23 protein-coding genes are annotated in these 23832 nt (G+C 63.8%); 10 read left to right on the top strand and 13 right to left on the bottom strand.

The window, feature by feature from the left end:
* Positions 1–98: 98 nt before the first annotated feature.
* The 3 genes from EB231_RS00960 to EB231_RS00950 form a co-directional block, all read right to left on the bottom strand.
* Positions 99–896: a glycosyltransferase family 25 protein gene (locus EB231_RS00960; RefSeq protein WP_172347199.1), complete on the bottom strand. Its 798-nt coding sequence runs from the start codon at positions 894–896 to the stop codon at positions 99–101.
* Positions 893–1699: a glycosyltransferase family 25 protein gene (locus EB231_RS00955; RefSeq protein WP_172347198.1), complete on the bottom strand. Its 807-nt coding sequence runs from the start codon at positions 1697–1699 to the stop codon at positions 893–895. The genes EB231_RS00960 and EB231_RS00955 overlap by 4 nt, the downstream gene beginning before the upstream one ends.
* Before the next feature lie 226 nt (positions 1700–1925).
* Positions 1926–2729: a glycosyltransferase family 25 protein gene (locus tag EB231_RS00950; RefSeq protein WP_172347197.1), complete on the bottom strand. Its 804-nt coding sequence runs from the start codon at positions 2727–2729 to the stop codon at positions 1926–1928.
* Between the two features lie 208 nt (positions 2730–2937).
* Here EB231_RS00950 and EB231_RS00945 point away from each other — a divergent pair, with 208 nt between their 5' ends.
* The 3 genes from EB231_RS00945 (at position 2938) to EB231_RS00935 (ending at position 6829) form a co-directional block, all read left to right on the top strand.
* Entirely contained in the window at positions 2938–5454 is a 2517-nt protein-coding gene (locus EB231_RS00945; protein ID WP_172347196.1) for a heavy metal translocating P-type ATPase, read from the top strand.
* A gap of 43 nt (positions 5455–5497) precedes the next feature.
* Complete coding sequence (copM, locus tag EB231_RS00940) at positions 5498–5890, top strand: CopM family metallochaperone (protein ID WP_172347195.1); 393 nt, start codon at positions 5498–5500, stop codon at positions 5888–5890.
* Positions 5891–5983: 93 nt separating this feature from the next.
* A complete protein-coding gene (locus tag EB231_RS00935) occupies positions 5984–6829 on the top strand; it encodes an aldo/keto reductase (RefSeq protein ID WP_172347194.1) in 846 nt (281 codons plus the stop codon).
* On the opposite strand, the gene mutS is transcribed toward EB231_RS00935, so the two are convergent.
* A complete protein-coding gene (mutS, locus tag EB231_RS00930) occupies positions 6830–9517 on the bottom strand; it encodes a DNA mismatch repair protein MutS (protein ID WP_246740990.1) in 2688 nt (895 codons plus the stop codon).
* A 256-nt stretch (positions 9518–9773) separates the two neighbouring features.
* On the opposite strand from mutS, the gene EB231_RS00925 reads away from it, so the two are divergent.
* On the top strand, positions 9774–12053 hold the full coding sequence (locus tag EB231_RS00925; RefSeq protein WP_172347192.1) for an NADP-dependent malic enzyme: 2280 nt from the start codon (positions 9774–9776) through the stop codon (positions 12051–12053).
* Positions 12054–12081: 28 nt separating this feature from the next.
* Here EB231_RS00925 and EB231_RS00920 read toward each other — a convergent pair whose 3' ends face one another.
* A complete protein-coding gene (locus EB231_RS00920; protein ID WP_172347191.1) occupies positions 12082–12783 on the bottom strand; it encodes an antitoxin Xre/MbcA/ParS-like domain-containing protein in 702 nt (233 codons plus the stop codon).
* A 342-nt stretch (positions 12784–13125) separates the two neighbouring features.
* Positions 13126–14118, bottom strand: a complete 993-nt coding sequence (locus tag EB231_RS00915) for an adenosine kinase (protein WP_172347190.1) — start codon at positions 14116–14118, stop codon at positions 13126–13128.
* Between the two features lie 228 nt (positions 14119–14346).
* Here EB231_RS00915 and EB231_RS00910 point away from each other — a divergent pair, with 228 nt between their 5' ends.
* Both EB231_RS00910 and EB231_RS00905 read left to right on the top strand, forming a co-directional pair.
* Positions 14347–15249 carry an EamA family transporter gene (locus EB231_RS00910; RefSeq protein ID WP_172347189.1) on the top strand — a complete coding sequence of 301 codons (903 nt, stop codon included), beginning with the start codon at positions 14347–14349 and terminating at the stop codon, positions 15247–15249.
* Positions 15250–15338: 89 nt separating this feature from the next.
* Complete coding sequence (locus tag EB231_RS00905; protein WP_172347188.1) at positions 15339–16040, top strand: sulfate transporter family protein; 702 nt, start codon at positions 15339–15341, stop codon at positions 16038–16040.
* Positions 16041–16055: 15 nt separating this feature from the next.
* On the opposite strand, the gene EB231_RS00900 is transcribed toward EB231_RS00905, so the two are convergent.
* The 6 genes from EB231_RS00900 to EB231_RS00875 all read right to left on the bottom strand — a co-directional run bounded on the left by EB231_RS00900 (position 16056) and on the right by EB231_RS00875 (position 20585).
* Positions 16056–17054 carry a proline racemase family protein gene (locus tag EB231_RS00900; RefSeq protein ID WP_172347187.1) on the bottom strand — a complete coding sequence of 333 codons (999 nt, stop codon included), beginning with the start codon at positions 17052–17054 and terminating at the stop codon, positions 16056–16058.
* Between the two features lie 13 nt (positions 17055–17067).
* The gene (locus tag EB231_RS00895) at positions 17068–17871 is read right to left on the bottom strand and encodes an isocitrate lyase/PEP mutase family protein (RefSeq protein ID WP_172347186.1); all 804 of its coding nucleotides are present in this window, start codon (positions 17869–17871) and stop codon (positions 17068–17070) included.
* A 74-nt stretch (positions 17872–17945) separates the two neighbouring features.
* Positions 17946–18800, bottom strand: a complete 855-nt coding sequence (locus EB231_RS00890) for a hypothetical protein (protein WP_172347185.1) — start codon at positions 18798–18800, stop codon at positions 17946–17948.
* Positions 18801–18873: 73 nt separating this feature from the next.
* Positions 18874–19533 (bottom strand): HAD family hydrolase, encoded by a 660-nt coding sequence (locus EB231_RS00885; protein ID WP_172347184.1) that lies wholly within the window; start codon positions 19531–19533, stop codon positions 18874–18876.
* Entirely contained in the window at positions 19533–20018 is a 486-nt protein-coding gene (gene dut, locus EB231_RS00880; RefSeq protein WP_140769890.1) for a dUTP diphosphatase, read from the bottom strand. Before dut ends, EB231_RS00885 begins: the two co-directional genes overlap by 1 nt.
* A gap of 96 nt (positions 20019–20114) precedes the next feature.
* Complete coding sequence (locus EB231_RS00875) at positions 20115–20585, bottom strand: Lrp/AsnC family transcriptional regulator (RefSeq protein ID WP_172347183.1); 471 nt, start codon at positions 20583–20585, stop codon at positions 20115–20117.
* 111 nt (positions 20586–20696) lie between these two features.
* On the opposite strand from EB231_RS00875, the gene EB231_RS00870 reads away from it, so the two are divergent.
* From EB231_RS00870 to EB231_RS35040, 4 genes are all read left to right on the top strand, one after another.
* Complete coding sequence (locus tag EB231_RS00870; RefSeq protein ID WP_172352771.1) at positions 20697–20945, top strand: DUF6356 family protein; 249 nt, start codon at positions 20697–20699, stop codon at positions 20943–20945.
* 15 nt (positions 20946–20960) lie between these two features.
* Positions 20961–21761: a class II glutamine amidotransferase gene (locus tag EB231_RS00865; protein WP_172347182.1), complete on the top strand. Its 801-nt coding sequence runs from the start codon at positions 20961–20963 to the stop codon at positions 21759–21761.
* 154 nt (positions 21762–21915) lie between these two features.
* Entirely contained in the window at positions 21916–22368 is a 453-nt protein-coding gene (locus EB231_RS35045; protein WP_246740850.1) for an amidase family protein, read from the top strand.
* A 22-nt stretch (positions 22369–22390) separates the two neighbouring features.
* Positions 22391–22603, top strand: coding sequence for a hypothetical protein (locus EB231_RS35040; RefSeq protein WP_246740849.1), 213 nt, complete (start codon positions 22391–22393; stop codon positions 22601–22603).
* A gap of 46 nt (positions 22604–22649) precedes the next feature.
* Here the strand turns inward: EB231_RS35040 and EB231_RS00855 are convergent, their stop codons facing one another.
* Positions 22650–23723 (bottom strand): NAD(P)/FAD-dependent oxidoreductase, encoded by a 1074-nt coding sequence (locus tag EB231_RS00855; protein WP_172347181.1) that lies wholly within the window; start codon positions 23721–23723, stop codon positions 22650–22652.
* Between the last annotated feature and the right edge of the window lie 109 nt (positions 23724–23832).

The raw sequence follows: 23832 nt of genomic DNA, 5'->3' as shown, positions 1-23832 counted from the left end.
CCGGCTTGCAGCCCGGTGCGAGGGCTGAAGCAACTCCAGGAAAGTGTGAAACGGTTCCTCTCGGGAAAAGCACCTAGCTTCCGTGAAACGATGAACCGCTAGTCCGTTGCCTCGATCGGATCGAGGGGTACGACAATGTGTCGTCGGAATCTGCAGAAGTCGGCGATCCACCGTATGGTCCGTCCGGCCTCTCTCTTGATTCTCACCGCTGTCGGCTTTCTGTGCCTTGTCATAAGCCCACTCGCGGTCCGCGCGGCATCCCGCTCCTGATCAAGCAGGCTTGGCAGCCTGTCGGCAACGAACTGGTCCTGCGCGCACAAGGCGGGAACAAGTTGGTAGACAGTCTTGCCGGCTGACATGATGGGGTCGAAGATGAGATCATCGACAGCTATGTTGATATGCGCCGTCGCCTCCAGAAAGTCGCGTGCCGTTTGCCGCGAGAGGAGATAACCCCCGGCCCCCGGGTGGCCCTTGCGGAGCCGGACCACGGAAAAACCGTTTCCAGCGGCGATCCTTCTCCTCTGGACCACGGTTCTGGAGAAGAACGTCTCGAGCTTCACGACATCCGCGTCCGCCGGCACCCAACCGATATCGCCCAGCAAAGCCCCCGCCTTGCCGGAGAAGACCATATCGTCTTCGAACACGGCGCCGTACGGGGCATCGTCTTGGGCAATGATCGTCCAGCAGGCACGATGGCTGTGCAGGCAGGCGATCTCGCTGCCGGAAAGCGGCCGGATGGCGTGTATCGCGTGCTGAGGCTGCAGCACCAGGTCGGGATGCTGCTTTGCATCGATCCCCGCGACCCGCTCGAACCCGATGTTGATGCGGGCAAACTCCGCTGTCATGTGGGCAAGCCGCTCGGGAGACCGATCGAGATTGATGACCAGGCGCTTCATTGGTCGCTTGCCTCGATCGGGCCGAGGGGGACGACAATCTGTCGCCGGAACCTGCAGAAGTCGGCAATCCACCGCGCGGTCCGCCGGACCTCTCTCCTGACTCGCGCCGTGACCGGCTTCCTGCGCTTGTTCGCAAGCCCGGCGGCGACCCACTCGGCGTCCCGTTCCGGCGCAAGCAGACTGGGCAACTTGGCGCCAACGAACTGTTCCTGCGCGCACAGGGCTGGAACGAGCTGGTATATCGTCTTGCCGGTCGATGTTGCGAACGCGGGATCAAAAATGAGATTGTCCACTGCCACGTTGACCTCCTCGGTTGCCAGGAGAAGGTCGCGGGCGGCTTGCTTGGAGAGCAGGTAACCTCCGGCTCCTATGTGGTTCTTGCGCAGTCTGAACATGGAAAAGCCGTGGCCCACGGAAAACCGTTCTCTCTGGATCACGGTCGTGTGGAAGAATGTCTCGAGCTTGACGATATCGGTATCGGCCGGAACCCAATTCGCATCGGCAAGCAGCGCACCGGCCTTCGCCGAAAACACCATGTCGTCCTCGAACACGGCGCCGTAGGGCGCGTCGTCCTGCGCGATGATGGCCCAGCAGGCGCGATGGCTGTGCAGGCAAGCAATCTCGCTGCCGGAAAGGCGTTGCACGGCGTGCAGTGCATGCTGTGGTTGCAGCCCCAGATACGGATGCTGCCTGCCGTCAATTGCCACCACCCGCTCGAAGGCGATCCCGATGCGAGCAAATTCGGCGGTCATATGGGCAAGCCGGTCGGGAGAGCGATCGAGATTGATGACCAGGCACTTCATGTTCTACCAGCGATTTTTGTACGAAACCCTTGCTTTCACGGAACCGGCACGGCCGTCCAGCAGGAGCCCTCTAGCACAGGTGACGTTATGATTTGTTGATCTTTTCTGGGGATATTTTACGCCAGATCAGAAAACCAAGATTTAAACCCGGCCCATATTCCCAGGATTACTGGCGGAGTACATGCGACGGGAAGTGGGGAAAATTTTCTATTCCAGGTCAACAAGTCTATCGGTCTGCTTCAGGCGGATCGAAAGGAACGACCGTGTATCGCCGCATTCGGCAGTAGTCAATGATCCATTCGACGACGCGTCTGGTCTCTGTCCTTATTTTCTCGGCGACCGGCCTTCTGCGTTTGATGGTCAGCCCGCTTGCGTCCCATGCCGCATCGCGTTCCTCGACAAGCAGGCTCGGCAGCCTGTCGCCGACGAACTGGTCCTGTGCGCAAAGCGCGGGAACAAGCTGGTAGATCGTCTTTTTGCTCGACGTCGGGAACGCCGGATTGAAGACGAGATCATCGGCTGCTGCGCTGGCTTGTGCGGTAGCGTCGAGGAGGTCGCGCGCCATTTGCCTCGACAGGATGTATCCGGCGGTTCCGACGTGGTTCCTGCGGAGTCTGACCAAGGAAAAGCCGTGACCGACGGCGGTTCTTTTCCTCTGGGTCATGGTTTTAATGAAGAATGTCTCGAGCTTGACGGCATCGGCATCGGCCGGAATCCAGCTCACGTCGGCAAGCAGGGCGCCGGCTTTCGCGGAAAACACGATGTCGTCCTCGAAGACGGCGCCATAAGGGGCGTCGTCCTGCGCGATGATGGCCCAGCAGACGCGATGGCTGTGCATGCAGGCGATCTCGCTGTGGGACAGGCGCCGGATGGAATACATCGCATGCTGCGGCTGCAGCATCAGGTCGGGATGGTCACGCGCGTCGATCGCGACGATTCGCTCGAAGGCGATGCCGATGCGGGCAAACTCCGCCGTAATATGGGCAAGGCGGTCAGGAGACCGATCAAGATTGATGACCAAACACTTCATGTTTTAACGGGATCGGCATCGTGTTGGAGGGATCTGCTTATATAACCGGCATATATATTAGCAGGCCGCGCTCCGGAATGAGGGTTTTTTCGGGGGCGAACAGCCCGGGGCTGGATCTGGAAACACGAAAAATCAAAACAGCCCTTGACCTTCCAGTTACTGGAAGCACTACCTCCTTAAACCGGCAGAGGAGAGAGGCATTCCTGGAATGACGCATTCAGACCATGACCATCGCGGCGATCACCATTCACATGGCGCGCACGGCAGCTGTTGCGCGCCGAAGGGTGCCGATACGGCCGTTCTGCGCGATCCGGTCTGCGGCATGACCGTGGATCCGGACGCCGGCAAGCCGACATCGGAGCACGGCGGCCGCCTCTATCATTTCTGCAGTGAAGGTTGCCGCACGAAATTCCAGGCCGAGCCGGAAAGATACATGACAGCCACCGACCCGGTCTGCGGCATGAGCGTCGACCGCTCGACGGCGAAGCATTTCGTGCGCCATGAAGGCCAGGGCTTCTATTTCTGTTCCGCCGGCTGCAAGGCGAAGTTCGAGGCGGCACCGCAAACCTATCTCAGCGACAAGCCGGCGCCGGTGCAGGCACCCAAGGGCACGCAATACACGTGCCCGATGCATCCGGAAATCGTCCGCGACAAGCCCGGCTCCTGCCCGATCTGCGGCATGGCGCTGGAGCCGATGGGCGTACCATCCGGCGATGAAGGGCCAAATCCCGAGCTGGTCGATTTCACCAGGCGGCTCTGGGTCAGCGCGGTCCTGTCGATCCCGCTTCTGATCATCGCCATGGCGCCGATGGTCGGCCTGTCGCTGGAAGGCCTGGTCGACGATCGCACGAAGATCTGGATCGAGCTGGTCCTGGCAAGCCCGGTGGTGCTCTGGGCAGCCTTTCCTTTCTTCCATCGCGGCTGGGAGTCGGTCGTCAACCGCAGCCCCAACATGTGGACGCTGATTTCGCTCGGCGTCGGTGCAGCCTATCTCTACAGCGTCGTCGCCACGCTCTTCCCCGACATCTTTCCCCATCAGTTTCGTGGTCATGGCGGCGCGGTGCCGGTCTATTTCGAGGCCGCCGCGGTTATCGTCGCGCTGGTCTTCCTCGGCCAGGTGCTGGAATTGCGCGCCCGCGAAATGACCGGATCGGCGATCCGTGCCTTGCTCGATCTGGCGCCGAAGACCGCGCGGCGCATCGGGGAAGACGGTTCCGAGACCGACGTGCCGCTGGACAGCGTCAAGGCCGGCGATCGCCTGCGCATCCGGCCCGGCGATGCCGTGCCGGTCGACGGCACCGTGCTCGAAGGCCGCTCTTCCATCGACGAATCCATGATCACGGGCGAACCGTTGCCGGTCGAAAAGGCCGAAGGCGACGCCCTTACCGGCGGCACGCTCAATAAGAACGGTTCGCTGATCATGCGTGCCGAGCGCATTGGCGCCGAGACCACGCTTGCTCGCATCGTCGAACTCGTCGCCAAGGCACAGCGTTCGCGCGCGCCCATTCAGGGCCTGGCCGATCGCGTTTCCTTCTACTTTGTCCCGGCGGTCGTCCTTGTGGCCATCGTGGCATTCATGGCCTGGGCGGTCTTCGGCCCCGAGCCCAGTCTGATCTTCGCCGTCGTCTCGGCGGTCTCGGTGCTGATCATCGCCTGTCCCTGCGCGCTCGGCCTCGCCACGCCAATGTCGATCATGACCGCCACCGGGCGCGGGGCGCATGCCGGCGTGCTGATCAAGGAAGCCGCCGCCCTTGAACGCTTCGCCTCCGTCGACACGCTGATCGTCGACAAGACGGGCACGCTGACCGAAGGCCGGCCGAAACTGACCGATGTCGTCGCTGCCGGGGGCATGGTTGAGAATGAACTGCTGGCGCTTGCCGCCGCGCTGGAAAAAGGCTCGGAGCATCCGCTTGCCGAGGCAATCGTCGAGGGCGCCGGCTCCCGTGACCTGAAGATCGCGGAGGCCAGCGATTTCGAGGCGGTCACCGGCAAGGGCGTTCTTGGCACCGTGTCGGGACAGAAAGTCGCGCTCGGCAATGCGGCGATGATGGCCGATCTCGGTATTGACATCGCCTCCATCTCCAGCAGGATGGAGGCGCTGCAGGCTGAAGGCAAGACGGTGATGTTTGTCGCTGCCGGCAAGACGCTGGCCGGCATCGTCGCCGTCGCCGATCCCATCAAGGCCACCACCGCCGAGGCGATCCGGGCGCTGCATGACAGCGGCTTGAGGATCATCATGGCAACCGGCGACAATGAGCGCACCGCCAAGGCGATCGCCAAAAGCCTCGGCATCGATGAGGTTCGTGCCGGTTTGCTGCCGGAACAGAAGGCAGCCCTGGTCGAGGAATTGCGCGGCAGGGGCGCCGGTGTTGCCATGGCCGGCGACGGCGTCAACGACGCACCGGCCTTGGCCAGCGCCGATGTCGGCATCGCCATGGGCACCGGCGCCGATGTCGCGGTCGAAAGCGCCGGCATCACTTTGGTCAAGGGCGACCTCAACGGCATCGTCCGGGCCCGTAAACTCGCCCAGGCGACGATCGGTAACATCCGCCAGAACCTGTTCTTCGCCTTCCTCTACAACGTGCTGGGCGTGCCGGTCGCCGCCGGCGTGCTCTATCCGCTCACCGGCATGCTGTTGTCGCCGATGCTGGCGGCGGCGGCGATGAGCCTGTCCTCCGTTTCCGTCATCGCCAACGCATTGCGTCTGCGGACGTTGAAACTCTGATCCAAACCCCCAAATACGAAACCGAAGTAACAGGAGACCATGAATGACTTTGGCCAAGAAACTCGTGCTTTTGCTGATGGCGGCTGGAATGCTGCTCGCCGTCTTCCTCGAAACCGTTCCGGCGCAGAGCGAAGAGATGAAACACGACATGGCCGGCATGTCGACGGACGCGACCAGCCCTTCGACCGAAGGCTACAAGGCAGCGATGGACAAGATGCATGCCGACATGATGGCATCGCAATATACCGGCAATGCCGACGTCGATTTCGTTCGCGGCATGATCCCGCATCATCAGGGCGCCATCGACATGGCCAAGGTCGAGCTCGCCAACGGCAAGGATCCGGAGATCCGCAAGCTGGCCAAAGGCGTGATCGCCGCCCAGGAAGCCGAGATCAAGCAGATGCAGGACTGGCTTGCCGCCCATCCGGTGAAATAGAGCTTTCGAGGCATCGCAAGGTAGGCTGCGGCGAGAACGCTCTGGATTTCTCGTCCTGCCTGTGATGCGATCGGGCCTCAACTGGAGCCTGCCATGCCGTCGAGCGTCAGAACCATCGCGTTGCCGTCTGGCGAGGCAATACCCGTTCTCGGCCAGGGCACATGGAAGATGGGCGAGGATCCACGCCGTCGCTCCACGGAAGTCGATGCTCTCAAGCTTGGCCTCGATCTCGGCATCACGCTGATCGACACCGCCGAAATGTATGCCAGCGGTGGCGCCGAGGAAGTCGTCGCCGGGGCCATTGCCGGGCGCCGCGACGAGACTTTTCTGGTCTCGAAAGTTCTACCATCGAACGCTTCGCGCGCGGGTGTGCAGCGCGCCTGTGAGAACAGCCTGAAGCGCCTGCGCACCGACCGCATCGATCTCTATCTGTTGCATTGGCCAGGCAGCGTGCCGTTGGCGGAGACGGTCGAGGCGTTCGAGGCGCTTAAGAAGGCCGGCAAGATCCGTCACTGGGGCGTCAGCAATTTCGACACCGAGGAAATGGAAGACTTAGTCAGCGTTGCCAATGGCGGCAACGTCCAGACCAACCAGGTGCTTTACAATCTGGTCCGTCGCGGCCTCGAGTTCGATCTGGCGCCCTGGAGCCGGCAGCGCGGCATTCCGCTGATGGCCTATTCGCCGGTCGAGCAGGGCGCATTGGCGCGCAATGCCAGGCTCGATGCGGTCGCCGCCCGCCACAATGCGACCGCCGCGCAAATAGCCCTGGCATGGGTGATGCATCAGGACGGCGTCATCGCCATCCCGAAGGCCAGCAGCCAGGAGCACGTCCGCCAGAACGTCGCCGCGCTCGACATCGCGCTCACGGGCGAAGACCTCGCCGATCTCGACCGCGCCTTCCCCCCGCCGACCCGCAAGCGCGGGCTGGAGATGATCTGACTACTTGCCGGCCAATCCCTTCAGCCGGTACAGCGCTTCCAGCGCTTCCCGTGGCGTCATCTCGTCGGGATTGATCTCGCCGAGCGCAGTGCCAAGCGCATCGCTTTTCAGCGGCTTCGGCGCCTCCCGCTTCATCGCCACGGAAAACAGCGGCAGGTCATCGACCAGCCGGTTGGTCTTGCCGGAAACCTCGCCTTCTTCCAGCTGGTGCAGGACTTCCTTGGCCCGATCCACCACCGCTTCCGGCAGGCCGGCCAGCCGTGCCACCTGCACGCCGTAGGAACGGTCGGCCGCACCCTTGCCGACCTCGTGCAGGAAGACGACGTCGCCCTCCCATTCCTTGACCCGCATGGTGACGTTGTGCAGCCGCGCCAGCTTGCCGGCCAGCGACGTCATCTCGTGGAAATGGGTAGCGAAGATCGCCCGGCAGCGGTTCTTCTCATGCAGATACTCCACCGCCGCCCAGGCGATCGACAAGCCGTCGAAAGTGGCGGTGCCGCGGCCGATCTCATCGAGGATCACCAGCGCCCGCTCGCCGGCCTGGTTTAGGATGGCCGCCGTCTCGACCATCTCGACCATGAAGGTCGAACGGCCGCGTGCCAGGTCGTCCGAAGCGCCGACGCGCGAGAACAGCCGGTCGACGACACCGATATGAGCCGATGCCGCCGGCACGAAGGAGCCCGTCTGGGCCAGGATCGCGATCAGCGCGTTCTGCCGCAGGAAAGTCGATTTACCGCCCATGTTCGGGCCGGTCAGCAGCCAGATCGCGCCGTTCTTGGCGCTCCCCTCTGGCGAGAGATCGCAATCATTGGCGACGAACGGTCCCTCGCCCGAACGGCGCAGCGCCTGTTCGACGACCGGATGCCGACCACCGGAAATATCGAAGGCGAGGCTCGAATCCACCAATGGACGGCACCAGGCTTCGCTTTCAGAAAGCAGCGCGAGTGCCGCCGACACGTCGAGAGCGGCAAGCGCGTCGGCGCCGGCACGGATCTTTTCCGCCTCGCCGACGGCTTCCGCCGTCAGCGCATCGAAGGCGGCCAGTTCGATGCTCAGCGCCCGGTCGGCGGCATTGGCGATCTTGGTCTCGAGTTCGGCAAGCTCGGTCGTGGTGAAGCGCATGGCATTGGCCATGGTCTGGCGGTGAATGAAGCGCGCCTTGGCGCCATCGCTGCCGGTCATGACCGCGTGGTGGTTGGCGGTCACCTCGATATAGTAACCCAGCACGTTGTTGTGCCGGATCTTCAGCGAACGGATGCCGGTCTCCTCGATCAGCGAGCGTTCCAACGCGGCGATCACCTTTCGCGACTCGTCGCGCAGCGCCCGCATCTCGTCGAGTTCCGGGTGGTAGCCCCCGCGAACGAAGCCGCCATCGCGCTTGAGCAGCGGCAGTTCGTCGCCAAGCGCTTGCGTCAGGTGCTGCGCAAGCGGCTTGGGCAAGGCATGAATGGCGGCAAGTGCGGCCGCCAATTCCTGGGGCAGGGCGATCGCGGCAAAGGTCTCGGCGATGGCGCCCGCCGCCTCGAAGCCGGCGCGCAACGCGCCGAGATCGCGCGGGCCGCCGCGGTTAAGCGCCAGCCTGGACAAAGCGCGCGGCATGTCGGCGACGCTTTTCAGGCTCGCCCGCACCGCCTGGCAAAGCCGCGTTTCGGAGCGGAAGAACGACACCGAGTCCAGTCGTGCGCCGATCGCCGTCGGGTCGGTCAGCGGCGCCATCAGCCGGTCGGCGAGCAGCCTTGCGCCGCCGCCGGTTACCGTGCGGTCGATCGCCTTGAACAGCGAGCCTTCGCGGTTGCCGGACAGCGTGCGCAGCAACTCGAGATTGCCGCGTGTCGCCGGATCGATGAACAGGGTCGAGCCCTGCTCTTCGCGCTCAGGGCGCGACAGCGGCGGGCGTTCGGCCTTCTGCGTCTTCTCGACATAGGCGATGGCGCCAGAGATCGCCGACAGTTCCGCCCGCGAAAACGTGCCGAAACTGTCCGGTGTCGCCACCTCGAAGAAACGGGCGATGCGCCCGGTGGCAGAGGCCGAATCGAACAACGACGGCGGTTGCGGGTTGGCGACGCGGCCGAGCACGTCGAACACAGGCTTCAGCTCCGGATCATAAAACACCGGTTCGGCGACGATCAGCTCGCGCGGATCGACACGGAAGATGTCGGCGAGCAGCCGGTCGGCGGTGGTCTCGGCGACGCGGAAGGCGCCTGTCGAGATGTCGATCCAGGCCAGCGCAAACGAATGGTCCGCCCCGCCCTTCACCCGCCCCAGCGCCATCAGGAAGCTTGATTCCGACGGCGCCAGCAATTTGTCCTCGGTGATCGTGCCCGGCGTCACCAGCCGCACCACGTCGCGGCGCACCACCGATTTGGAGCCGCGCTTCTTGGCCTCGGCCGGATCCTCGATCTGTTCGCAGACGGCGACGCGGAACCCCTGGCCGATCAGCTTCTGCAGATAATCGTCGGCCGCATGCACCGGTACGCCGCACATCGGGATATCGTGGCCCTGGTGCTTGCCGCGCTTGGTCAGGACGATGCCCAGCGCGCGGCTCGCCTTTTCGGCATCGTCGAAGAACAGCTCGTAGAAATCGCCCATGCGGTAGAACAGCAGCGAATCCGGGTTCGCCGCCTTGATCTCGATGAACTGCTCCATCATCGGCGTCACTGCGGCCGTGCCGGGCTGTGGCGGGGTCATCACCTCGGGGGCGTCAGGCTCGTTGGGGCTGTGCATGTTCATGGCCCGGCACGCTAGCAGATGTAATGGCCGGGTTTAATGCCGGGTCATCGAAAAGCAGGGGAAGACCGAGGCGGGAAGTGCCGGCAATTTCCCACATGATCCGCGATTCAGGCGTGGTGGCGGTTTACACGCGGCGGTGTGTGGTCTTAATTCGGACCGAAACAAAGCACCCGCTTCAAGGAGGTGCTGCACCGGCGAGGAAATCAAAAGCATCATGGCCAGGAAAACCGAGAACAGCGGTCCGTCCGTCAGCGCGCAGGAAGCGCTCGAATTCCACGCCATGGGCCGGCCTGGCAAGCTGGAGATCGTCGCCACCAAGCCGATGACGACGCAGCGCGATCTGAGCCTCGCCTATTCGCCAGGCGTCGCCGTGCCGGTGCGCGCCATCGCCGAGGACCCCAGCCGGGCCTTCGATTACACGACGCGCGGCAACATGGTCGCCGTCATCTCCAACGGCACCGCTATCCTTGGCCTCGGCAATCTCGGCGCCCTGGCCTCCAAGCCGGTGATGGAAGGCAAGGCGGTGCTGTTCAAGCGCTTCGCCGATGTCGATTCCATCGACCTCGAGGTCGACACCGAGGATGCCGACGAGTTCATCAATTGCGTGCGCTTCCTCGGTCCTTCCTTCGGCGGCATCAACCTCGAGGACATCAAGGCACCGGAATGCTTCATCATTGAGCAGCGGCTGCGCGAGCTGATGGACATCCCCGTCTTCCATGACGACCAGCACGGCACCGCCATCATCTCGGCCGCCGGCCTGATCAACGCGCTGGAAGTCACCGGCCGCGACATGAAGACCACGAAGCTGGTCTGCAACGGCGCGGGTGCCGCCGGCATCGCCTGCATCGAGCTGATGAAGGCGATGGGCTTCGCGCCGGAAAACATCGTCCTGTGCGACACCAAGGGCGTGGTCTTCCAGGGCCGCACCGAAGGCATGAATCAGTGGAAGTCGGCACATGCGGTCAAGACCGACGCGCGCAGCCTCGCCGAGGCGCTCGACGGCGCCGACGTCTTCCTCGGCCTCTCGGCCAAGGGCGCGCTGACCACCGCCATGGTGCAGTCGATGGCCAAGAACCCGATCATCTTCGCCATGGCCAATCCCGATCCGGAAATAACGCCGGAGGAAGTGGCCGAGATCCGCACCGACGCCATCATGGCGACCGGGCGTTCGGACTATCCGAACCAGGTCAACAACGTGCTCGGTTTCCCTTACATCTTCCGCGGCGCGCTGGACGTGCGAGCCACCACCATCAATGACGACATGAAGATCGCCGCGGCCAGGGCGCTCGCCGAACTGGCGCGCCAGGACGTGCCCGACGACGTCGCCGCCGCCTATCAAGGCAACCGGCCGAAATTCGGCCCCAACTACATCATTCCGGTGCCGTTCGATCCGCGCCTGATCTCGGCCATTCCGCTGGCCGTCGCCAAAGCGGCGATGGACTCCGGCGTCGCCCGCAAGCCAATCCTCGACCTCGACCGCTACGCGCAGGAACTGTCGGCTCGCCGCGACCCGATCGCTTCGACCCTGCAGCGCATCTACGACCGCGTGCGCCGCCAGCCCAAGCGCATCGTCTTCGCCGAAGGCGAGGAGGAGCAGGTGATGCGCGCCGCCGTCTCCTATGTGAACCAGCGGCTCGGCACCGCCATCCTGCTTGGCCGCGACGATGTCATCAAGGAGAACGCCAAGCACGCCGGCATCGACCTCAACAAGCAAGGCATCGAGATCATCAATGCGCGGCTGTCGCGCCGCAACGGCATCTACACCGACTATCTCTATGAGCGCATGCAGCGGAAGGGGTTCCTGTTCCGCGACTGCCAGCGCCTGATCAACAACGACCGCAACCACTTCGCCGCCTGCATGGTGGCGCTGGGCGACGCCGACGGCATCGTCACCGGTGTCACCCGCAACTATTCGACCGCGCTCGACGATATCAGGCGCGTCATCGACGCCAAACCCGGCCACCGCGTCATCGGCGTGTCTATCGTGTTGGCGCGGGGCAAGACCGTGCTGGTCGCGGACACCGCCGTGCACGACATGCCGAACGCTGAGCAGATCGCCGACATCGCCGAGGAGGCGGCTGGCTTTGCCCGCCGCATGGGCTACGAGCCGAGGCTTGCCATGCTCGCTTATTCCACCTTCGGCCATCCGCAGGGCGAACGCTCCGAACGCGTCCAGGAAGCGGTGCGCATCCTCGACAAGCGCCGCGTCGATTTCGAATATGACGGCGAAATGGCCGCCGACGTCGCGCTCAACGCCCGCGCCATGGCGCAGTACCCGTTCATCCGCCTCACCGGCCCGGCCAATGTGCTGGTCATGCCGGCCTTCCACTCGGCCTCGATCTCGACCAAGATGCTGCAGGAACTCGGCGGCTCGACGGTCATCGGCCCGCTGCTGGTCGGCTTGAACAAGCCGGTCCAGATCGTCTCGTTGAACGCCAAGGATAACGACATCGTCAACATGGCGGTGATCGCGGCATACACGGCGGGGACTTGAGGAGCGGTCCGCGCAGCGGATGAGAGCTTCAGCCCGGCGCGAACGCCCGCGCCGCCTCGACCACGTCCGAGACCTCGTCAGCACGCAACAGGTCGATTGGAATGCGCCCGTCGAGTTGCGCCGACGGCCGTGTCAGCCATAGCCACGCCAGCCTCGGATTGCCGATCCGCTTGAGCACGTCGCTTATGCCTGCCACCGGCCTGCCGTCGACGAACTGCGCCAGCGGGAAGACGTGTTTGCGGCCGCCCTTGCGCAAGGCGATGACGTCGCCGCGCCTTTGCCAGCGATGCAGGGTCGAGCGGGCGATGCCCAGATTTTCTTCGAGGTAGGTCGAACCGGCGACACGGCCGGCCCAGTCCTCGATCAGCATCGATTCGAGGTCGTCGGACCGTGGCGGGGGAGGAAGCGGCTCATCGGCCAGCAAAGCCGTCGAAGGGCTCGTGGCCCCGGCAGTGCCGGCTTCGCTGCGGCGCTCGGCTTCCGCTGCCAGCGCGCGCACGAATTTCGACGCAAGGCCGGGAAGGTCGGCATGGATGGCGTCGATGGCCCTCTGGTGTTTCGGCGACAGCAAGGTGACGGCGGATGCTATGCTGCCGGCGATCTTGCCGACCGAGACCACGGTGGATTGGTTGATGGCCTCGTCATAATGGGCAAGCGCGCGCTCGACGTCCTCCGCGACCATATCCGCGAAGTCGTCCTGTCCGAGACCGGTAATCTGAAATCTGCTCATGCATCTGTCTTCCGGCCGCGCGCGCTCTCCCCTCAGCCGCGGCCGATTGCTGAATTTCTAGTGCGGAAAACGGAAATCATGGCGGCAACGAAACGCACCGCCCGACAGCTTGCTGTCTTGCATCTTTCAACACCCCATCTAACTGCGGGCGCCCCGAAATGTCAGTCACGGGAGGCTCTCAATTTCGTGTAGGAGCGATCTGTGACAGTCACGCGACGGTGAGAGGCGGTCCGCGCAGCGAACGAAAAGCCAATTGCTTGGCTTTTCGAGCTTCGAACGCACTGAGCCTGCGAAGGGCTGCGGCGCGGCCGGCTGTTTACAACAGAAGCGCCGAGCTTGCGGTTACAGCAACCCGGCCAGTTCCGCCTCGCGGCGCAGATTTTGCCTTGGCCTCGGGCCGATCTGCTGGATCACCAGGCCGGCGGCCAGGGAGCCAAGGTCGCCGCAGGTCTTGAGGTCGCGGCCCTGCGTGTAGCCATGCAGGAAACCGGCGGCGTAGAGATCGCCGGCGCCCGTCGTGTCGACCAGTTCCCGAATCGCCGTCGCCTGGATGACCACGGTCTCGTCGCCGCGCAGGATGACCGAGCCTTTTTCAGAACGGGTCACCGCGGCTATTCTGCAGTCCTTGCGGATCTTGGCCAGCGCCTCGTCGAAGGACGATGTCTGGTAGAGCGACTTGATCTCATGGCTGTTGGCGAAGACGATATCGACCGTGCCCGAGCGCATCAGCTCGAGGAACTCGTCGCGGTAGCGGTCGACGCAGAACGAATCCGAAAGCGTCATCGACACTTCGCGGCCCGCCGCGTGCGCCAGCTTGGCCGTCTGCCGGATCGCCTCCTTGGCGCGCGGCGGGTCCCACAGATAGCCCTCGAAATAGGTGACCTTGGCGCCCGATGCCTTTTCGGCCTCGACATCCTCGGGGCCGAGTTCGACGCAGGCGCCGAGATAGGTGTTCATCGAGCGTTCGCCGTCGGGAGTGACGAAGATCATCGAGCGTGCCGTCGGCGGCTCGCCCTTGAGCGGCTTGGTGTCGAAGGCGACGCCCTGCGCATGGATGTCGTGCGCGTAGATTTCGCCCAGCGCATCGTTGGAGACCTTGCCGAAGAAGGCGGCGCGTCCGCCGAAGGAGGCGACGCCGGCCGCCGTGTTGCCTGCGCTGCCGCCGGAGGCCTCGATCGCCGGGCCCATGCGGCTGTAGAGCAGTTCGGCGCGCCGCGTATCGATGAAGTTCATCGCGCCCTTGATGATGCCGTTGGTTTCGAGGAATTCCTCCTCGCACTGGGCGATGATGTCGACAATGGCATTGCCGATGCAAAGCACGTCATAATCCGGCATCAATATCTCCGCCAAAACCCGAGCCGGCTTCTTGCCACGCTGGCCGGGCGCGGGTTTAGCGATTAACGACAGCTTTGCCTAGAGCATGACACTCAACTTTGACGGGATCGCCCCTGAACAGGGCGCCAACAGCCAGGCGCTACGACAATTCGACCGTGGACGAAGCGTTTCATCGCCGCATTGCCTACAAATCGGGCCGGATCGACCGCACCGGAAGACGGCAAGCCCATGTCCGCGAAGAACGACAAGACCATCGACCTGGCGTTGCTTGCCGTATTGGCGGTGCTGTGGGGCGCCTCCTACACTTTCATCAAGATCGGCGTCGAGACGATCCCGCCGGTCACCTTCATCGCCGCCCGCACCTTGATCGCCGGCGGCATCCTGTTCGCCATTATCCGCTGGCGCGGGCTGGCCATGCCGGGCGATGCGGCAAGCTGGCGCCGCTTCGCCTTCCAGGCATGCCTCAACAGCGTCATACCATTCACGCTGATCGCCGCCGCCGAGCGCTCGGTCGATGCCGGCCTGGCCACGATCCTCAACGCGACCTCGCCGATCTTCACCTTCGTCTTCACCGCGCTCATCACCCGCCATGAGTCGGTGACGGCGCGCAAGCTGATCGGTGTCGGCGCCGGCATGGCGGGCATCTGCTTCATTGTCGGCACGCAGGCGCTGGGTGGTCTCGGTCACGAACTGTGGGCACAGGTCGCCATCGTCGTGGCAACGATCTGCTATGCGGGTGCGGCGATCTTCGGCCGCGGCTTCAAGGGCCTCGATCCGATGCTGCCGGCCGCCGGTTCGATGCTGTGCGGCGCGGTCATGCTGGTGCCGCTCAGCCTGTTGGTCGACCAGCCATGGACGCTGACACCCTCGATGGCCTCGATGCTGGCCCTGCTTGGCCTGTCGGTGTTTTCAACCGCGCTGGCCTTCGTCATCTATTTTCGCCTGATCCACACGCTGGGTTCGGTCGGCACGACGTCGCAGGCCTATCTGCGCGTACCGATCGGCGTCGGCATCGGTGCTGTCTTCCTCGGCGAAAGCCTGGGGCCAACGGCATGGTTGGGCATGGCCTTTGTCGTGATCGGCGTTGCGGCCATGACGATCCCGGTCAGGAAGCCGGCGTTTGCCCGATAGCGATACGCGCTTGTGCTCACGAGCCGCGCTGCCTATCTCGTGAACGTCCCGCCTTTACGGCGCTGTCGCTGATTTGGGGTTGAAGCACGGTGATTTTCGACGCTGCCCGCACTGCGGCCCTCGAGCTGCTCTCGCCGCCGTTTCGTGCCGTGTTCCTCAAGACGCTTGGCCTGACCGTGCTGGCCCTGGTCGCCTTGTGGTTCGGCCTGACCAGCCTGGTCGAATGGCTGGCGCTCCCTTGGCTGCAGGCCTTGTTGCCCGGCATGCCGTCCTGGGCCGGCTGGCTGGGCGGCATCATCGCGGCAATAGCGCTTGCCTTCGGCACGGCGCTGCTCGTCGCGCCGGTGACGGCTGTGATCGCCGGCCTGTTCCTCGACGATGTCGCCGAAGTGGTCGAGCGCACCGACTATCCCGGCGACCCGACTGGGCGCGCCATGCCGGCGCTGCGCTCGCTGGTGCTGGCGATAAAATTCTTCGGTGTCGTCATCCTCGGCAACATCGTCGCCTTGCTGCTCCTGTTGGTGCCGGGCATCAACATTGCCGCCTTCTTCGTCGTCAACGGCTATTTGCTTGGCCGCGAATTCTTCGAATTTGCCGCCATGCGCTTTCGCGGCGAAGACGAAGCCAGGGCCTTGCGCCGGCAGTACGCCGGCACGGTCTTTCTCGCCGGGCTGGTCATCGCGGCCTTCCTCGCCGTGCCGTTGCTCAATTTGGTGACGCCGCTCTTCGCCGCCGCCATGATGGTGCATCTGCACAAGACGATTTCCGCACGGGAAGCGGCACGTCGATAGCTGAGCCAGCTCGGTTCAACGGAGCAGGAAACCTCGTCCCAGCTCGTCATCGGGCTCGACGATGAATTCCGCCCGTCCGGAATAGTAGGCGCGGCCGCCGACGCGGGCGATGATCGCATCATGCGGGCCGGCCTGTGCCGTCCGAGCCACCGCGCCCGAAAAGCGCGAGCCGGCGATGCTCTCGAAGGTCCGCGTCTGCCCGATGGCAATCTCGCCCTTGGCAAGCATGGCGGCGAGACGGGCGGTGACGCCGGAGCCGGTCGGCGAGCGGTCGACCTCGGCCTCGGCGAAGACGCAGATGTTTTTCGTCACCTCGCCGGAAAACGCGTCGCGTCCGTCGGTCAGGATGGTGCCGTAGAGAAAGGCGAGGTCGGCGTGGTCGGGATGCGAAAGCGGAAATTCTGACTTGAGCCTGTCCGTCAGCGTCGTTGCGGCATCGACAAAATCGCGCACGCGATCACGGCCGAATTCCAGCCCGAACTGATGGCAGTCCGCCAGCGCGTAGAAAGCGCCGCCATAAGCGATGTCGAAGCCTATCTTGCCATATCTTGTCAGCTCGATCTGCTGGTCACCGGCAAACAGGAAGGCCGGCACGCTCTCGAACGACACGGCGCCGGCCTTGCCGTCCAGAACCTCGACCGAAGCGACGACCAGGCCGCACGGCGCCTCGATGTTGACGGTCGTGATCGGCTCCTGTTTCGTCACCAGCCCTTCATCGATGGCGTAGCGACCGAGCGCGACGATGGCGTGGCCGCACATCGTCGAATAGCCCTCATTGTGCATGAACAGCACCGCGAGATCGGCGCCCGGCAAGTCGGGCTCGACCAGCAGGGCGCCGTACATATCGTAATGGCCGCGCGGCTCGAACATCAGGATTTTTCTGAGATGATCGAGACGGTCGCGCACATAGGCGCGCTTTTCCAGGATGGTGCCCTTCGGGATGCGGGGATAGCCGCCGGTGACGATCCTCAGCGGCTCGCCGCCCGTATGCATGTCGACAACGGTCAGCGTCATGCGCCCAGCCCGTTCATGATGATGGCTTGCTGTATAGCGCCTGCAGCTTGCCGAAAGGCATGGCGGCGCGGGTGAAGCCGAACGTGCCGTCCTGCTGGATCTCGCGTGCCGCCGTCTCCAGCATGCCGTAGGCGAAATTGGTCAGCCATGGCCCGAGTGAAATGCGCTTCACGCCGGCCATGGCAAGATCGGCGATGGTAAAGCCCGGCTTTGCCATGACATTGACCGGCTTGCCGACCGCCGAGCAGATCGTACGCACCATCTCGATGTCACCGATCCCTGGCGCATAGAGTACGTCGGCGCCAGCTTTCTCGAAGGCCTGCAACCGCTTGATCGTGTCGTCGAGATCGGTTCTGCCCCAGAGGAAATTTTCGGCGCGCGCGGTGAACACGAAATCGCGCTTCAGCGCCCGCGCCGCTTCCACCGCCGCGGCGACGCGCTCCACCGCATGCGAGAAATCATAGATCGGCTTGTCGGGATCGCCGGTGTGATCCTCGATCGAGCAGCCGGCAAGGCCGGCCGCTTCCGCCGCGAAGATGGTTTCGGCGGCCCGCTCGGCGCTGTCGCCCTTGCCCCTCTCGAGATCTGCCGAGACCGGCAGGTCGGTCGCCGCCGTCACCTCGCGGCAGTGATGGATCATCTGCTCGAAGGTCACCGAGCCGTCCGGCAGGCCTCGCGAAAAGGCGAAGCCGGCACTGGTTGTCGCCAGTGCCTTGAAACCGAAGGAGCCGAGCAGCTTGGTCGTGCCCGGATCCCAGGGATTGGGCATGACGAAGGTCGAGGCATGCAGGTCGCGAAAAATCTTGCCCTTGTCCATGAATGCTCCCCATCACGAGTCTTGGGGCGGATGCTACCGCGCTGTCTCAAGTCGGGCAAACGAATGCGTTTGGCTCAGAAGCGTTTCGCGTTCTCTGCTGACAATTTCTCGAACGCGTCGGAATCCTTGACGTAGTGTGAGGTCTTCTTGTCCCAATGGTAGGTGACGGAAATGTCGTGCGACGCCGCCTTGGGCGCAGCCTCATCGCAACTTTCACCACTCGGCACCGTGGCGTCGGTCGCCGTCACCTTGATCGCTGCATAAGGCTTTCCGTCGTCCAGCGTCAGGAAGGCCAGATCCTGGGTGCGTTTGTAGGCGCAGACGTTTTCGTCGAACGTGTTGATCGTGTCGACCAATTGAAGGCGGTCCCCGCGAGGCAGGATCAGCAGCGTACTCACATAGCCCTGGTTCGAATTGAAATGCGTGCTCATGGAGATGAGCACGTCGTCGCCGTCGCCGATCGAAAGCTTGTTCGGCTCGCGGAAATAGGTGCCGCGGTCGACCGCGACATTGGCCGCATCGAGCAGTTTCGGCTTGGCCGTGACGTCGAAGAGCGCCAGCACCGCATAGCCTTCGGCGCTGTCGGGAGAATCGCCGAGATCGAACAGCATCGCCAGCCGATCCTTGCCGCCGGCCTTGATGGGAAGCACTGCCGCATTGGACAGGCTCGTCGTCTCCGGTGGCGAGCCGCCCTCATCGCCACCGGCAATATGGCGCATGTCGATCGGCAATCCACCCTTGTAGAAACCGTCCTTGTCGGCGGCGAGGTCCGGGATGACCATTTTGGCCAGGTCGAGATAGCTGACATCGCTGCGGCCGGGCAGTGGGCTGTTGAGTTCGGGAAAACTCACGGTTTGCGCTCCGGCCGCCGTCCACAAGAACGGCAGCAGCATCAAGGCGAGCATGAAGCGGAGCAGGTTCGTCGGCATGAGTGTCCCCCCGGAGATCAGGCCAGTCACGCTAGCACGGGTTCCAGCATCGTGCAGCCGTGTCGGAACAGGATCAGTGGATCGGCACCAGGCCGGCCAGCTCGCGCATGTCGTCGAACAGGATGCCGCCGGCCTGGATCAGGCCGTCGCGGTCGGAATAGGGATCGCCATGATAGGAAAACACCCGCATGCCGGCGGCAATGCCGGCCTGCGTGCCCGCGACGCTGTCCTCGATGACGATGCAGTCGGCGGGCGCGAAGTCCATGGTCTTGGCCGCATGCAGGAACAGGTCGGGGAACGGCTTGCCGCGCCCGACCATGGTGGCACTGAACATCGCATGTTCGAAGAGCGGCAGCAGCCCGGTCTGGCCAAGCGTGATATGCATCTTCGACACCCTTGCCGAAGTGGCGACACAATAGTCGATACCGGCCGCGCGGACCGCCTCGATGAACTCGCGGACATAGGGGATCGCCTCGACCCCATGCGCGAACAGGTCCGGCAGGCCGGCATTCCAGCGATCGACGAAATCGGTGCCGAGGCGAACATCGGTCTGCTCTTCGATCTCCTTCTGCACCGAGGCCATGCTGCGGCCGGAGAAATTCTTGCGGCAATATTCGAAGCTCGTCGGATAGCCAGCCGCGCTCAGCCACTCGGCAAGGCGCCGGTTGGCGAGGTTCTCCGTGTCGACCAGGATCCCGTCGCAGTCGAAGATAACAAGTTTCGGGATGGGCATCAGGCGGTGCCGGTCGATCCGAACCCGCCCGAGCCACGCGCCGTACCGCCGGCCAGCGAACGTTCTTCGACGGCCACCTGCGTCACGGCAGCGAAAACGATCTGGGCGATGCGCATGCCGCGCGTCACGGCAAAATCCTCATCGCCGAGATTGACCAGCAGCACCTTCACCTCGCCGCGATAGTCGCTGTCGACCGTGCCTGGCGAATTGAGCACGGTGAGGCCATGCTTGAAAGCAAGGCCGGAGCGCGGCCGCACCTGGCCTTCCATGCCTTCGGGGATTTCCAGGATCAGCCCTGTCGGCACCAGAGCGCGTTTTCCCGGCAGGATCAGCAGCGGCCGGTCGTCGGGCACTGCCGCGCGCAGATCCATGCCGGCGGCGCCGGCGCTTTCATAGGCAGGGAGGGGTAGTCCTTCAGCATGCGGCAACCTGACGAAGCCGACGGTCGGACCGATGACGGAAGAGTTTTGGAGGGCTGCGCGCATAAAATCGATCCTATCGGCGCGATTGCCGATTCGGTCAATTCGCCCGCAAGGGTATCAACGGCTTTCTTTCGGGCATCACTATGGCCTGAGCGCGCTTCAGCGCACTTCCATCGGAACTACTGTCGTTTCCTTGATCTCCTCCATCACGAAGGAGGCCGACACGTCGGACAGCGCCACCTTGGCGATCAGCCGCTGGTAGAGCCGGTCATAGGCCTTCACGTCGGCGACGCGGGCGCGCAGGACATAGTCGAGGTCGCCGGACATGCGGTAGACGCCGGTGATCTCGGGGAAGCCGGTCACCGCGGCGCGGAATTTCTGCAGCCAGTCCGGGTCATGGTTCGACGTCCGGACCAGGATGAACACAGACAAGCCAAGCCCGAGCTTGTCGGCATCGACCAGCGCCACGCGCCCGGTGATGACGCCTCCCTCTTCCAGCCGCTTGACGCGCCGCCAGCAGGCATTGCGCGACAAGGCCACCCGTTCCGATAGCTGGTCGACCGACAGCGTGCCGTCGCGTTGCAATTCGGCAAGCAGTTTTCGGTCTATTTCATCGATATCCAGCGCCATATTGGGATGTTTGTCCCATGGAATAGCAAAATACAAGGACATTTTGAGACCGATGAACCGGCGAAGCGTGCCAGGATACTCATATCGGAACTCACGCTGAAGGGGGCCAGCATGTCGGTCGCAAGCATCTTCACCTCTCATCCGGCCAAGGTTGGCGAAACCTATTTCGGCCATATGGCCTTTGCCGCCTGGTTTTCGTCGCGTTTGTTGATGGCGGCGGGTGCCGCGCTCGTTCACGCTTTCTTGCCATTTCTCTTCGAGACTACCGCCAGCCGAATCGTCCGTGAGCTTTACGAGCGGACGCACAACAGAGGCACACACGCGACCAACGAGCCCGCGGCTCTTCCGGATCGCGCCTAGAGGACGACAGAAGCGATGTGCCGTTGGGCGGCCTATCTCGGTGAAGCGGTCTTTCTCGAAGACATCCTCACGGCGCCCTGCCACTCGCTGATCGCCCAGAGCCATTGCGCCCAGGAGGCGAAGTCACCGACCAATGGCGACGGCTTTGGCCTTGCCTGGTACGGCGACCGTCAGGAGCCCGGCCTCTACCGCGACATCCTGCCGGCCTGGTCCGATCCCAATCTGAAGAGCCTGTGCCGGCAGATCAAATCCGGCCTGTTCCTCGCCCATGTGCGGGCCTCGACCGGCGGCGCCACCAGCCGCATGAACTGCCATCCCTTCATCTCCGGCCGCTGGTCGTTCATGCATAACGGCCAGATAGGGGGCTTCGAGAAAATCCGTCGCGCGCTGGAGAATTCATTGTCCGACGCCGTCTTCGACCAGCGCGAAGGCACCACCGATTCCGAACTCTTTTTTCTGCTTATGATCGACGAAGGATTGGCCGGCGACCCGCAGGGTGCGGTGTCGCGCGCCACCAGCCGGGTTCTCGAAGCCTCGCGCCGAGCCGGCCTCGAACCGGCACTGAAACTCACCGCCGCATTCTCGGATGGGCAGGCGCTGCACGCGGTTCGATATGCCACCGATGCGCATGCGCCAACACTCTACACCTCTATCCTGCGCAAGGGCGGCGGCCGTTGCATCGTCTCCGAACCCTTCGATCGCGAAGGCGGCGACTGGCAGGCGATCCCGCCGTCGAGCTTCGTCACCATGACTGGGGACGGGATCAGCATTCGGCCATTTGCGCCAACGGCGGCGAAGCTTGCGCTGGTAGGGTAGTCTAAGTCGGAAACGCCGCCGTAGAGCGCCGATCTCAACAGACGACCGGCACAATTCCGATCAAACGGAGCTAAGCTCCGAATGCTCAACTCCTCTTGAAGTCGTGCCGCTGTCCGCCATTTTCCAGGCAAGCGGTCAAGCCGGAGCATTTGCCATGGACATCGCTTTCTCCTCGATAACCAACCTCGCCGCAGCCATCGCCCAGCGTAAAATCTCCGCCATCGAGGCACTCGATGCCCATCTGGCGCAGACCGACCGGCACAATGAAGGTGTCAACGCCGTCATCTTGCTCGACCGGGAGAGCGCATACAGCCAAGCAAAAAAGGCCGACGCCGCACTCGGGCGCGGCGCCGCGCCCGGGTCGCTGCACGGCGTTCCCTTCACGCTAAAGGACACGCACGACACCGCGGGCATGAAAACCACGGTCGGCTTCCCGGCCTTCGCCGACTATGTCGCCAGCGACGACAGCCCGGTGGTTGCGAGGCTAAAGGCCGCCGGCGGCGTGCTGATGGCCAAGACCAATGTCGCGACCATGTTGTCGGACTGGCAGTCGAACAATCCACTGTTCGGCCGCACTCGCCTGGGACAATTTTTTCGACCGCCATGATGCGCTGCTCTGCCCGGTTGCCATGACCACGGCCTTTCCGCATTGCGAGCCGGGCACGCCGATCAACGCCGGTGGCGAGGAGCAGAGCTACTGGATGCTGCCGGCCGATGGCGCCGTCTTCAATTACAGCGGCCACCCAGCACTTTCGATGCTGTACGGACAGGAGGTGACGGCCTGCCGATCGGCCTGCAACTGGTCGGCAAACGCTGGTCGGAATCGCGGCTGCTTGGCATAGCCAGCGCAATGGCGGGGTTGTCCGGCGGCTTCCGCCGTCCGCCGGGTTACTGAGCAAAGCGCGACAGCCCATAGGGCGCCAGCAGCGGATCGCGCTCGCCATCAAGAATCTCTCGCGTGGCGAACAGGCCGACGGCCGGCGCCAGCGTGATGCCGGAATGCAGGACTGCGACGTAGACGCCGTCCATGCCCTCGGCCCGGCCGATGATCGGAAAGCCATCGATCGGATTGGGGCGGTAGCCAATGGTGTGGAAATCGAGTTCCAGCCCCTCGGCGCCGCGCAACGCTGCCTTCACCACCGCGAACAGGTCGCGCGCCGTGGCGGCGGGGTCATCGCCTGGATCGCCGCCGGCGAAATCCGAGCCGGCGATGATGCGGCCTTCGGCGGTCTGGCGCATATGCAGCCTGTCGGCGTGCACCAGACCGTTGAGCAGTTTCTTGTAGGGCCGCGAATGGACGATCAGCCCAGGCGGCGTCTCGATCGGCAGGCTGATCCCCGCCGTCGCGGCAATGTCCGGAGCGCCGACGCCGGCGGCGATCACCACCTCGTCGGCGGCAATCAGCCCATGCGATGTGTCCACGCCCGTGATCCTGCCATCGGTCTGGACAAGAGCCGTCACCGTACTGGACAGGACGCGCGCCCCTTGTCGCTCCGCGTCCGCCAGCAGCGCTTTCGCGGCGGCCACGGGCTCTGCGACACCTTCCTCCGCGACGTGCAGGGCAAAACCGGGAAACTCGACGAGGTTGGGTTCGATGCGTGCCACTTGCTCCCGGTCAACCCGTTCGATGCCGTAGCCCCATGAAGAGTGCTCGGCCGCATAGGCTTCGAGCCTGTCCGCCGGCAGGTCCCAGTTCAGGCCGCCGCACCAGGCCAGCGGCAGGCCCGGCAAATCATTCGCGAGCCGCTTCCACTCGGCCATGGCGCGGATGCGGAGCCGGAAATAGGGCTCCGGATTGCCCCAGCTGGCGTTGATCCAGGCAAACGAGTTCGGCGTCGCCACACCGCCGGGTGCGCTGTCCGCGATGACCGTCACCTGCGCACCTGCCTCGGTCAGGTGCCAGGCGATGGAGGCGCCGATAATGCCGGCGCCGATGACTATGATTTGTTTCGACGCGGTCATATCAACTCCTCTGCCTCTTGTCCTTGAGGGCACCCCTCCAAGTGCCACCCCGTTCGTCGCTTGCCAACATCGGGCATGGGAAAATATGCATCTTGACGTCAATACGTAC

The organism is Mesorhizobium sp. NZP2298, from assembly GCF_013170825.1.
GTDB lineage: Bacteria > Pseudomonadota > Alphaproteobacteria > Rhizobiales > Rhizobiaceae > Mesorhizobium.
Note: the sequence above shows the minus strand (reverse complement) of the source record. Positions and strands in the feature narration are given on the sequence as shown.